The sequence below is a fragment of the Streptococcus sp. genome, assembly GCF_041802885.1.
GTDB lineage: Bacteria > Bacillota > Bacilli > Lactobacillales > Streptococcaceae > Streptococcus.
Genome location: NZ_JBHCHN010000028.1, coordinates 1 through 12493 on the forward strand (window position 1 = coordinate 1; position 12493 = coordinate 12493).

Genomic DNA, 12493 nt, shown 5'->3' on the forward strand with positions numbered 1-12493 from the left:
TGTAGTTGATATTAGCCTTGAAGAAGGTTTCCAGCTCAGAATCTGCTGTCTTAATCAAGATGGTAATGGGCTTAGAAGGGGCAACATTCACTTCGCTTCTAGCATTTCGCACCGCACGAATCAGGTCCTTGAGACTTTCCACTCCCTTGTGGGCTTCCGTATTTTCAAAGGCAGGGTTGACCACAGGATAGGCAGCCACAACGATAGTACCATCAGAGATTTGACCGAAGATTTCCTCCGTTACAAATGGCATGATGGGGTGGAGCAGGCGGAGAATCTGGTCCAGGGTGTAGAGGAGAACCGAGCGGGTGATGACTTTTTCAGCCTCATTGTCGCTGTACAGCACCTCCTTGGTCAGCTCCACATACCAGTCCGCAAACTCATCCCAGATGAAGTTGTAGAGGATATGACCCGCCACACCGAACTCAAACTTGTCAAAATTCTCTGTCACCTTGGCGATGGTCTCATTGAGATTGTGGAGAATCCAGCGATCGGTCACATTGCCGGCCTGACCAGCGTCTACCTTGGCCACATTGTCACGCGCCGCCTCCAGCGTCAAGCCCTCATTATTCATGAGGATATAGCGGGAAATGTTCCAGATCTTGTTGATGAAGTTCCAACTGGCATCCATTTTTTCATAGGAGAAACGGACATCCTGTCCTGGGGCAGAGCCATTAGACAGGAACCAGCGCAGAGCGTCCGCACCGTATTGGTCGATGACATCCATTGGGTCAATCCCGTTGCCCAGGGACTTGGACATCTTGCGGCCCTGCTCATCACGGATGAGACCATGGATGAGGACATTCTTAAATGGCTGACGGCCTGTAAATTCCAGGGACTGGAAAATCATCCGAGACACCCAGAAGAAGATGATGTCGTAGCCAGTGACCAGGGTTGAGGTTGGGAAATAGCGCTTGAAGTGCGCCGCCTCTTCATCCGGCCAGCCCATGGTAGAGAAAGGCCAAAGGGCAGAGCTGAACCAGGTGTCCAGGACATCCTCATCCTGCACCCAGCCATCGCCTGCTGGCGCTTCTTCGCCGACGTAGATGTCGCCTGCTTCATTGTACCAGGCTGGAATCTGATGCCCCCACCAGAGCTGACGGGAAATCACCCAGTCGTGGATATTTTCCATCCATTGCAGGAAGGTATCGTTGAAACGAGGCGGATAGAAGTCTACCCTGTCCTCTGTCGCCTGATTGGCAATGGCATTCTTGGCCAGCTCATCCATCTTGACGAACCACTGGGTGGACAGGCGGGGCTCAACCATAACCCCCGTCCGCTCAGAGTGGCCGACCGAATGCACACGGTTTTCAATCTTAACCAGAGCGCCAAGCTCTTCTAGTTTCTTGACTGTTGCCTTGCGGGCTTCAAAGCGGTCCATGCCGACAAATTCCCCAGCCAGCTCGTTCATGGTGCCATCGTCATTCATGACATTGACCTGAGGCAGATTGTGGCGCTGGCCGACCTCAAAGTCATTAGGGTCATGGGCAGGGGTAATTTTCACGACCCCTGTACCAAATTCTGGATCCGCATGTTCATCGGCTACGATAGGGATAGGTTTGTTAACGATGGGCAGGATGACATTTTTGCCAATCAAGTCCTTGTAGCGAGGGTCTTCTGGATTGACCGCTACCGCCACATCCCCAAACATAGTCTCAGGACGAGTAGTGGCTACCTGCAGCCCTTGAGAGCCGTCCTCCAGCATATAGGTCATGTGGTAGAAGGCCCCGTCGACATCCTTGTGGATGACCTCGATGTCAGAAAGGGCAGTTCTAGCCGCTGGATCCCAGTTGATGATAAATTCACCGCGGTAGATCCAGCCTTTTTTGTAGAGTTCCACAAAGACCTTGCGAACGGCTTTTGACAAACCTTCGTCCAGTGTGAAACGGTCCCGCTGGTAGTCTAGGGATAAGCCCAGCTTGCCCCACTGCTCACGAATAGTGGCCGCATACTCATCCTTCCATTCCCAAACCTTGTCCAGGAATTTTTCCCGACCCAGGTCATAACGACTCACGCCCTGCTCACGCAAGCGCTCCTCCACCTTGGCCTGAGTGGCAATCCCCGCATGGTCCATGCCCGGCAGCCAGAGGGTATCAAAACCCTGCATGCGCTTCTGGCGGATGATGATATCCTGAAGAGTCGTGTCCCAGGCATGCCCCAGGTGCAATTTCCCCGTCACATTAGGCGGCGGAATTACAATCGAATACGGCTTAGCCTCCGCATCGCCCGACGGCGCAAAGACATCTTGGTCCAACCAAGTTTGATAACGACCAGCCTCAACCTCGGCTGGATTGTATTTTGGTGATAATTCTTTTGACATAGTATTAACCTTTCTAGTCTTAGATAGCCGAAAATTTATTCAATGAAAGTTCAATTGATACTATGAATACACTCTATTATCATTTACCTTCAGCATCAAGAACTAATTTCAGTTTTTCTTTCAAATCTAAACTTAATTGAGCCGATTTAGTTATATCAGTCGAAGAAAGATCTTCTACTGTTTCATCAATAATAGATAATAACTTTTTAAACACTTCATCAACTTTCTTTTTATCATTCAAAATTTTTAGAATATCTTCACACATTGTTTCTTTTTTCTTTTTTGTCTTTGGAATCTGCTCATCCTGGGTAATATATATTCTTAATAACATCAGTATATGATATTTAAACTTTCTATATTGACGACTAATTCCCCCATTACGTACCATATATTCTATCAAATAAAGTGCGTAAGAAGATGTATAAAACATAATCTCTGGATTTTGCTTATCGAAAACTGTCTGAGAGTTTTTCTTTTTCAATCGTCCATAATATCTACTAGCCATATGTGCATCATCCAGATACATAGCACTAAATGACTTCAATTGTTCTCCGATTGTCACGATTCTGGTTTTCTCAATTGTTTTATCATTCGAATACTGTTTAGATCTTCTCTCATAATAAAGTCTTCTTTCATCCTTTTCTAAAGATTCATAAAACATCTCTAATTCTTTTTGGAATTTAGTGAGAGAAATCAATTCCTCTTCCTTAACAGCTGTTTGAGAATTATTAGCTATTATAATTTCATTAACTAAATCTTCATCAGTGGTATAAATAATTTTTACTGGGACTGTTATGTCTTTTTCTTTTATTTTATCTCTATTTTCAAATAGAGTATATGATGTCTGATACCCATTCACAATTTGAAAATTAGTAATTATTATTTCTTTCCCTCTAACTTGTAGTTTTTCAGCAATAATAGTAATGCCATTGTTTAACAGCACCATCTTACTATTGTCACTACTAGTTAATGTTTCCTCAATTTTACTATTAACAGAATTCTTTCCCTGATAATCTCGTACGTTATCATAAAAAAGAGATTTCCTCAACTCTCCCTCGTCGTCAATTAAAATATCTAAATAATCACCAGCATTGACATACCCAATATACGCCTCATTAACACCCATAATATCGGGCAAAGCTACTTTATCAGGAAACAATAATTTTTTTTCAATCTGTGAATTAATAGATCTATAATACTCTTTTAATGTTGCAGCATCAATAGGGTAAAACTCAAAGTCATTAAGTAGCTTTTCATATTCAACTGATTTACGCACCTTATCAATCTTACTAATTAGATTTTTATCATCTACCCAAATACCATTAGTAACATAATATGCTTTGGAACGTAATTTTTTTACTTTATCAACATTCTCAATAATATAATTGAATTGTCTCACCTTATCTGAGATAAATTTATTCATTCTCGTTTCGTCAATAGTATCCATTTGAAGAAAATCTATGATGCCATCACCAAAGTTTCTTATCTCACTACCATCAAACTTCGGACTTGTTTTAGATTGTATGAAAATAATCAATATATCTTCAACTTTTCCATCTTCAAATCTTTCTTGCAACTCTTCAATTGAAAAAATAATATCCCCTTCTAAAATGATTGCTAGAGAATCTATACCTAAATCACCCCCGCCTCCATTTATTATTGGAACCTTACTACTTACTTCCTCACTAATAGTGCTTTCTACTATATCATTTACATTAATAGAAACATCATCCAATAATTTCGATAATATTGTATAACAACTAAAATATTCAAATAAAATATCCTCTGAAATATTCTTTGGCAAATTTGAATATTCCTGAAAATCTTTCATTAATGACAATGTAACTCTATCCATAATTATACTCCTTCTTAAAAAAGTTAAAAGTCCCCATCCAGCATGCGCTAGACAGGGACGAATTTCTTTCGATTTCCGCGGTACCACCCAGATTCGGATGACAGGGCATCCGCAACTTCAGTTATTCATTTTTTCCATCAGCAACCAGTTTTGACATTTGTGCGGATTTCTCAGTAACGCCGCTTCCTGTGACAAATGGGCTTCAAAACACCTCTGAATACTCCTATTTTAACAGAGATGGGGCTAGAATGCAATGGATTTTATTTGGTTTCGGTCCAAGTTTCTTCAATAACCGGGAGGACATTGTAAAAGGTTTCACGATCACCTTCCAGGGACACCAAATACACCTTGTCACTTTTTTCTGTCTTAAAGATCCAAGCGCAGAGGATTTTTCCATCCGATTTTAGGGTGCCATATACTTGATAAGCCTCATAACCACCGATTTCCACCATAGCACCTGTCAGATTATCAAAGGTTCCCTGCTGTTCAATATTGTAAGCGTAGGAATTTGCGGCCTGTTCCACAGCATCCGAATCAATAGCTGTAACCCCCAAATCTTCAGCGGTATAGCTATAGAGAGTCACCACATTGTAGGTGGAAGGATCTGCATATTGGTAGCCGGCTCCTCCTGTCGCAATATCATGAAATTTAATCCAGTCGCTTGGAACGTACACATAGCCGTAGCCATCCTCGCCAATTTGCTGCATGTCTGACAAATCCAGACTCGTACTCGAATCCGTTGTCGTACTGGCTGATTCAGTTGTTGACTGACTCGTGGTCTCGGCAGTCGATTGGTCAGCATCAGAACTGCTTCCAGAACCACAGGCTGCCAATAAGCCCAAAACCAGGCTCAGACTAAACAGACTAACTACCAATTTCCTTTTCATCTTTTCCTCCTTCTTGCCTGATGCAACTAATAGTGCTTTTCTCCAAATAGGCCATCTGGCAAATCGTGGAAAGCCTTGCCAGCCTTGTAATTGGCAAATTTTCCTTGGATAAATTGATAGGCATCGAGCTTACTTTCGTAGCGGATATAGGCATCTGCGGCCCGCTCATCCCTATCTTCCTCTAGGACACGGCGGCTTTCATTCATGGCCAGTTCATTGACCATGATTTGGGTTTGAACCCACTCTTCAAAATCTTTTAAAAATTCCTGTTCGTAATTCATCTGTCTTCTTTCTATTTTTCTAATACCATTTGGTCAAGGTCCCACCAGCCATAGACAGGAGGCCAATGACAGTCGCAATCAGCAGGGTTTCCTGGAAATGCAGAAAGGGATTTCCTTCTGTCAGCCAAAACCAGAGGCATCCCAGCACCAGAGTCACAAGCATGACAATCAAGCAGTCGCGTATTTTTTTCATTTCCTAATGCTCCACAGTCTTGATTATTTTCGCAGGGACGCCACCGACCACAGTGTAAGGCGGAACATCCTTGGTCACAACAGCACCCGCAGCCACCACCGCCCAATCACCAATGGTCACCCCTGCGGTGATGGTCGCATTGGAGCCAATCCAGACATGCTGCCCCAGCTTGATGGGTGCATAATGGTTTTTACGGCCTTGGCTCGGATCGAGGTCGTGGTTGACGGTGGCCAGGACAACATTGTGACCAATCAGGCAGCCATCCCCAATCTCGATGCCCCCCTGATCCTGAAAATGACAGCTGGAATTGATAAAAACATTCTTGCCAATGCTGATATTTTTCCCATAATCTGAATAGAAGGGCGGAAAAAGGGTAAAGCTTTCATCAACTGGTTTCCCGATTAACTGAGCCATCAAATCCCTTCTTTTCTCAGGACTATGATAGGCCTGATTCAGTTCCATGGTGATTTGGATAGCTTCTTCATAAGGGGCCATTTTAGCAGCTCGATCATCTTGTTTTGCCATCACTAGTCTCCTTTTTTCTAAGCAACACCTGACCTAATCCTCGATTTCCCGATAGACATCGGTATCGATCGCTCGGAAAGGTGCGATGTCTTGCACGTACTCCAGGACACCTTGAAATTCCCCTTGGGCATCTCGTACAGCGGCATAGGTGACATGGACAAACTGTCCCCTGGTTTCGGACTTGAACCACATTTCAAACTTGTCCTTTTTTCCACTGCGCAGGGCTGCAAAAATCTTCTTGACCCTAGGCAGAAGCTTTGGCGGATGGCAGAGTTCCACATGCCGTCCCACCTGACTTGGCGTCCGCTTGAAAATCATCTCCTCCGCTGGAGTCGAATCATTGTAGTACTGGAAAATATCCTCCTTGTTGACGAAGGTAATTTCCAGGGGTAGATGGTTGAGAATGAGATTGGCCTCTTCCACCGACAAATAACCATTACCAAAGGGCTGGGCTGTCGTCCGATTCACCTGTTCACCAGCTTCATTTGGGGTAAATTGGATAGTGAAACGTCCTTGTGGTGTATCGATAATCTGTTGATTTTGTTCTGCTGGCTGGGTTGGACTGGCAGCTTCGAAGCGTTCCCGCTGAGGCTGCCATTTTTCTGACGGCCGGATGATGGCATAACCATAGACAGGACTTTCCGCCGCAATTCTCAGCCAATCATCCTGTGTAAAGGTTTCTAACAATATCATGAGCAGGATCGATTCTTCCTTGAAAATCATGCTCTCAAATTCCTGAGCAAAGGTTTCAAAGGCCTCTTGGACCTCCTGGATGTCAATTTGCGGCAACTGAACGGCGGCCTTCCTGACCAGCTCAAATAGATCCCGAATCTGATCGTCCACTCCCCACATGACCTTGGGCGGAGCATCGTGGCCATAGGCCTCCATGATTGGGAAAAACAATTCTTCCTTACGCTGGTAATGGCGGTCAAACTGCCCCAGGAGGTCCAGTTGACGCTGGAGGCCCTTGCTGATTTCCTCTTGGCTACTCGATTCATCGCTCTCTGCATAGGAATCCAAGAGCCTACGCACCCTGATCAGGGCAGCCCGCAGGGCCAGATTTTCATCCTTAAAGACCCGCACAGGGTGGCCAGGATGGTCTGATTCTGCCAGGTCTACACCTGCCACCGCATCCTTAAAAAGATTGGCATGGACATTACAGAGTTCCATGACATCCTCAAAGGTGATGCCTGTGTCCGAGTTCATCAGTTCATGCTCCATCAGGGAAATCTCGATGGCTGACACCCCCGCAAAGCTGGCATTAAAGCGCTCCTGGACCGATTCTGGACTGGCCCCATGGTGCAAGTCCAGCAAAATATCGCGTAAAATATGGATTCTATCTTCTGACATTTGCTTCTCCCTTGATATCGTAGCCATTCCACTTGAGGCTATTCACAATCTGATTCAGGTCTATCCCTTTCATCTTGGCCCCTTGGGCGATGGACACAGTCCGGCCCAGTGTCTGCCTCATGAGGGGATTGGCCAGGGGCGTAAAACCCAGCTCCACCAGCAAATCCAAGACCTCGGGATGCTGGTCCACCACCTCAGCCACAGGTATGGAGAGATCAATAGTATTCATGGTCAACCTCCCTTTTTCTTGTATTATACCACACTTTCAGGCTTCTTTTTCATAGAAAAAGGAGTTCGGCTAAAGCCGAACCCCATCAGGAGAGCCAATTAACACATAAATTGATAGGAGATCTGACTATCGAATGTCTGCCCCTTTTCCAGCACAATGGAACCAAAGGCTGCAATGTTGCAGGCATTGGGGAAGCCCTGGCATTCCAGGCTAAATACGGTATGGCGATCCGCCATGGCTGTTGGGCCATGGTTGTATGTATAGATGACCACCGCTGCTTGATTGGTCCGCATGAGAAGGCGGACCTTCCCATCTGGACTGACCACCTCAAGAGGAACCTCATCCTTCAGCAAGACCCATGGGTGATCATAGCCATTGACCAGCTGATTTTGTGGATGCTGGCCAATCAAGCCCTGACCCAGAGGAGCAAATTCCCGAAAATCAAAGGGAGTTCCTTGGACAGGCCAAAATTCGCCCAGGGGCAGATTATCCGCCCCAAGGGGAACGAATTGTTCGGCTGTGATCCGCAGCTGATGTTCAGCCACCGTCTGGCTAAAATCACCAGACAGGTTGAAATAAACATGGTTGGTCGGATTGAAAATCGTATCTTTTTCCGAACAAGCCTGATAGGCAATTCTTAGTTCATTTTCCTCTGTCAGTTGATAGCTAGCTGTGACCGTAACTGGTCCAGGAAAGCCATTGTAGCCATCTGGTAACACCAGATTAAAACTCACTTGGTTGGCCGCTTCATCCAGACGCGCCTGCCAGTATTGTTGATTGCTGGCCTTATCACCGCTATGGAGGGTCCGACCCGGATCATTTTCAGTAAAATGAACCAGCTGTCCCTTGATTGTGATGGAAGCTCCTGAAATCCGGCCGGCGACCGGAGCCACCGTAGAGCCCACATAGGCATCTTTTTCCAGATAGTCCTCATCAGACTGGGCTGACAAGCTGACGGGCCGGAGCTGACCATCGACCGGAAGCAAAATATCCACGATTCTAGCCCCAAAATTGGTCAGAGTCACCACCATACCAGCATCATTGCTCAAGCGATAGAGCTGGGCCTGTTCTGTCCCAAAAGGACCTACTTCAATTCTTGGCATAATCCCTCCTATTCAAGATTCATTGACTAGCCCAAAGGTGGCTAGGACAGGGTCCCAACCACCTAAGGATACTTAAAGGCGATATGACAGTCATTTGAAACTGGCTTCAAACGTGGAGATCTTTAACACATACAACTCAACTACTGACTAGGGTTTTTATAGGGTTTAAAGCCAGTTCCTCTTGACTACTCTATCAAAGAATTATTCATCTTCGTCGTCATCATCATCGGATGCCAGCAAGGTATTGACATGTCGGATATTGCTTGCTCCAAATTCTACATAGTCAACTTCCTCACCAAGCAAGGAACCGTTTAGATAACCAATGACCATGGGCATGTTCATTCCAGCAAAGAGCTGGATGAGTCTTCCTTCCAAGATCAGACGGGAGACCACATTACATGGCGTTCCACCCAGCAAGTCTGCAAAGACCACATAGTCCTCCAAACTGGCAATGGTTTCTTCAAATTTTTTCAGGAAATCTTCCGGCCCATCTTCTGGCAGAAGAGTCACCGTGTAGATATCTTCTTGTGGCCCCATGATCATCTCAGTGGATTTTTTCAATTCTTCACTGAAAAGACCATGGCTGATTAATACTAAACTTTTTCCCATATTAAGACATACCTAAAACGAAATGACCAAATGCAGATAGGGCAAGTGCCAGCGTAATGATAATCAAAATCGCTTTGGTAGAATTCATCCCCTTACGGCCCAGCAGCCAGAAAACAAAGCCTGTAAAGACAGCTGGAACCAAACGTGGGAAGATGGTGTTCATGATATCTTGGATATCAATCACCTTTTCACCAATGGTTGGTGCCCAAGTGATTTCAAAGTTAATCATGGTCGCAATCAAGGCACCCATCATGAAGACACCGAGCACAGAAGCCGCATCAACAATGGCTTGCATAGTATCCCGCATGGTGGTAATCAGTTTGACACCTTCTTTATAGGCAAACTCCAACTGTTTCCAACGGAAGATATCATAAACTACTGCTACTGCCACCCACAGCAAGATACCCCAAGGGTGACCTTCTGTCGCCATGGTCGCCGCAATGGTACCCATAATAGCTGGAACAAGGGAACCGAAGATGGTATCACCAAGGGGAGCAAATGGCCCCATCAAACCAGTCTTGATACCATTGACCGCATCCGCAGAAGCAACCCCTTCTTTTTCTTCCAGAGCCAAATCAAAACCAGTGATAATGGTGTGGAAGAATGGAGAGGTATTAAAGAATTGCGTATGCAGTTTCATCATCTGCTTGAGTTCAGGAGTACCATCACCATACATCTTACGGAGCTGAGGCAGGATCATGTAGAGGTAACCAGAAGCCTGCATCCGCTCGTAGTTCCAGCCCAACTGATAGGTAAAGAGACTCCGCTTGTTAATTTGATTAAAATCTTCTTTTGTTAATTTGTACTTAGAATTCGTCATCTTCAATCTCCCCACTTTCTACATTTGATACTGGCGCAGCAACCACTGTTCTGCGTGCATTTTGATAATGAAGCACAGCTAACAGAACACCAATCACTGAGATACCAATCATAGACAAGCCTTTAAAATTGTTCACAAAGGTTACTCCAGCATCTTCTGGAAGGATGCCAACGATACCCGCGACAGCTCCGCCCAAAGCAGAGATATTTCCGTAAAGTACAGTCAGCATAGCTGTTAAAGCAAAACCAGTTGCCAAGTAGTGAAGATTGCGTTTCACTGGAAGATAGTGAAGGAGGATAGCAAAACCGAGACCTGGTAGCATACGAGCCGCTAATGTCAGACCTGCTGCAATCCAAGCAAAGTTTGGTTCTTCCAATGCTTTTACCATGGTTTCAACCAGACCGCCACCAAAAGCAAGTGCTAAGAAAACTGGAAGAGCACGGGAAAGTCCCCATGGGAAAACACCCAGAAGATAGTTACGCTCAATACCTTTGTAGTCAAAACGTTCAATTGCCGCATCTACACGGTGAGCAAAGAAAGTGGTTGTGAAACGACCAAGAATATCGGTGTAGACCAAGAGGCCGGCTACCGGTACCGCAATGGTAGAAATCGCCAGTTCAGGTTTGATTCCTTGGGCCACCGAAAAGGCTGTCGCCAAAACCGCTCCAGAAGTCGCATCGATACGAGAAGCGCCACCGAAGGTACCAACCCCCAAAACCATGAGCTGTAAGCTACCACCGATGAAGAGACCTGTTTCCAAATCTCCCATCACCAAACCTGCTACGAAACCAGCAAAAACTGGTGAACCCGCAGATGAAACGATCGTTAACTCATCACAGATTTGATAGAATGAGTACAACGTCAGTAAAAGTATTTGCCACCATTGCATAATAGTGATCCTCCTATAAATTTTTCTTTATAATTCCGAATGTTAACGAACTTTATCCAATAGTGGCATAAAGTCTTTTGCTGGGTCATTTGGCACCATTTGGGCAATCAGTTTAACCCCTTTTGCCTGCAGAGCATCAAAGTCCGCGATGTCCTTGTCCACCACGTTGATGGAACGAGTCACCGAACGCGTTTCAGGTGTTTGGGACATATTTCCTACATTAAGCTCTTTTAATTCAACCCCATAGTTGACCAGACGCAGGAAGCGTTCAGGGTAGCGGGCCACAATCAAGAGGCGTTGGGAATCGTATTTACCAGCCAAGATATTCTCAGCTGCCTTCTGAACCGGCAGAATACTTAATTTGACACCTGGAGGGCAGGCCAATTTCAAGCCCTGCTTCTCGATATCATTTTGAGCCACTTCGTCATCAATAACCATGATCCGTGTGATGTTCAGTTTTCCTGTCCATAGGTTGGCTACTTGACCGTGAATCAACCGACCATCAATCCTTGTAGCAATAATTGCCATAATCTTCTCCTTTTAAGTATGTTCAATCTTTATAAACGGGTTCTTGAGAAAAGGTCACATTCTCTCTATAGCGGCCCTCTGTTTCGAAGACCACAATCTCATTTTCTCCTTTCTTCAAGTATCCTTTTGGCACATAGAGAGAAAGATGTGGACCCTTTTCCCAAAAACGTCCGATATTCTGTTGATTGATAAAGACGACTCCCTTTCCAAACCCTGTCATGTTCAGATAAGTATCCTCTACATCATCTATTTTAAGGGAATAGCGGTAGAAAGCCGGCTGGCCCTCCTGCCATTCCTTGGTAAAATCAATAGCTGCTATATTATCCAACGGTAGGGGATAGATGTCCCACTGCCCGATAAAGTGTAAATCTGCCATGGCTCCCCTGCCCAAACCCTTGGTTTGAGTCGGTGCCGTGAGCTTATGGCCGTAGTTGACCCGACCCATATTTTCAACCAGAACCGAAATTTCAGAAGTTTTTTCCGGCAAATCCAGCCAAATATCCTCACCAATTTCTTCCTGGTACTGAGTGGCTACCCACTCCTGATCTCGAAAAACTTGAATCCGATCCCTGGCATCAATGACCCGGAAGCGTTCCGCCTCCTCCTTGTCCTTTTCGAGTTGGGTCTGATATAGGGTATAGCCTGTATTCTGCCCCAAGTCTTCCATGCTTTGTGGATAGAAGGATGAGCGCTTGTCCGCCAGCTCCTCCAAAGTGTTAAACAAGGAAACCTTGGCTTGCAGGGAAGCGACTGAGTAAGCTCTGGCTGGCTTCACCAGAGGTTCTGCGTAGTCTAGGTCTGGATAAGCCTCTTTCATCTTTTCTTGAATCAGGTAAAACTTTCTGGTTGGATTGCCAGCCTCATCTAAAATCGCATCATAGTCATAAGATGTCACCTGTGGTAA

General features: G+C 45.3%; 13 protein-coding genes and 1 pseudogene. All 14 read right to left on the reverse strand.

The window, feature by feature from the left end:
* Nucleotides 1–2320: valine--tRNA ligase (locus tag ACEYCN_RS04155; protein WP_373713042.1), on the reverse strand; the 2320-nt coding region annotated here is incomplete at its 3' end.
* A 79-nt stretch (nucleotides 2321–2399) separates the two neighbouring features.
* On the reverse strand, nucleotides 2400–4175 hold the full coding sequence (locus ACEYCN_RS04160) for an AIPR family protein (protein WP_373713043.1): 1776 nt from the start codon (nucleotides 4173–4175) through the stop codon (nucleotides 2400–2402).
* A gap of 260 nt (nucleotides 4176–4435) precedes the next feature.
* Nucleotides 4436–5062, reverse strand: a complete 627-nt coding sequence (locus tag ACEYCN_RS04165; RefSeq protein WP_373713044.1) for a hypothetical protein — start codon at nucleotides 5060–5062, stop codon at nucleotides 4436–4438.
* A gap of 26 nt (nucleotides 5063–5088) precedes the next feature.
* A complete protein-coding gene (locus ACEYCN_RS04170; RefSeq protein ID WP_373713045.1) occupies nucleotides 5089–5343 on the reverse strand; it encodes a DUF1912 family protein in 255 nt (84 codons plus the stop codon).
* 19 nt (nucleotides 5344–5362) lie between these two features.
* Entirely contained in the window at nucleotides 5363–5536 is a 174-nt protein-coding gene (locus tag ACEYCN_RS04175; RefSeq protein WP_373713046.1) for a hypothetical protein, read from the reverse strand.
* 3 nt (nucleotides 5537–5539) lie between these two features.
* Nucleotides 5540–6061, reverse strand: coding sequence for a DapH/DapD/GlmU-related protein (locus tag ACEYCN_RS04180; protein WP_373713047.1), 522 nt, complete (start codon nucleotides 6059–6061; stop codon nucleotides 5540–5542).
* 33 nt (nucleotides 6062–6094) lie between these two features.
* Nucleotides 6095–7411 carry a DUF438 domain-containing protein gene (locus ACEYCN_RS04185; protein WP_373713048.1) on the reverse strand — a complete coding sequence of 439 codons (1317 nt, stop codon included), beginning with the start codon at nucleotides 7409–7411 and terminating at the stop codon, nucleotides 6095–6097.
* Entirely contained in the window at nucleotides 7398–7640 is a 243-nt protein-coding gene (locus ACEYCN_RS04190) for a DUF1858 domain-containing protein (protein WP_373713049.1), read from the reverse strand. The genes ACEYCN_RS04185 and ACEYCN_RS04190 overlap by 14 nt, the downstream gene beginning before the upstream one ends.
* A gap of 98 nt (nucleotides 7641–7738) precedes the next feature.
* The gene (locus ACEYCN_RS04195; protein ID WP_373713050.1) at nucleotides 7739–8743 is read right to left on the reverse strand and encodes an aldose epimerase family protein; all 1005 of its coding nucleotides are present in this window, start codon (nucleotides 8741–8743) and stop codon (nucleotides 7739–7741) included.
* A 201-nt stretch (nucleotides 8744–8944) separates the two neighbouring features.
* Nucleotides 8945–9352: a PTS sugar transporter subunit IIA gene (locus ACEYCN_RS04200; RefSeq protein WP_373713051.1), complete on the reverse strand. Its 408-nt coding sequence runs from the start codon at nucleotides 9350–9352 to the stop codon at nucleotides 8945–8947.
* Nucleotide 9353: 1 nt separating this feature from the next.
* Nucleotides 9354–10172 carry a PTS system mannose/fructose/sorbose family transporter subunit IID gene (locus ACEYCN_RS04205; RefSeq protein ID WP_373713052.1) on the reverse strand — a complete coding sequence of 273 codons (819 nt, stop codon included), beginning with the start codon at nucleotides 10170–10172 and terminating at the stop codon, nucleotides 9354–9356.
* Nucleotides 10159–11064 (reverse strand): PTS mannose/fructose/sorbose/N-acetylgalactosamine transporter subunit IIC, encoded by a 906-nt coding sequence (locus ACEYCN_RS04210; protein ID WP_373713054.1) that lies wholly within the window; start codon nucleotides 11062–11064, stop codon nucleotides 10159–10161. Before ACEYCN_RS04210 ends, ACEYCN_RS04205 begins: the two co-directional genes overlap by 14 nt.
* 39 nt (nucleotides 11065–11103) lie before the next feature.
* Nucleotides 11104–11589: a PTS system mannose/fructose/N-acetylgalactosamine-transporter subunit IIB gene (locus ACEYCN_RS04215; RefSeq protein ID WP_373713053.1), complete on the reverse strand. Its 486-nt coding sequence runs from the start codon at nucleotides 11587–11589 to the stop codon at nucleotides 11104–11106.
* Nucleotides 11590–11611: 22 nt separating this feature from the next.
* A pseudogene (locus ACEYCN_RS04220) lies at nucleotides 11612–12493 on the reverse strand (beta-galactosidase); the annotation flags it as partial.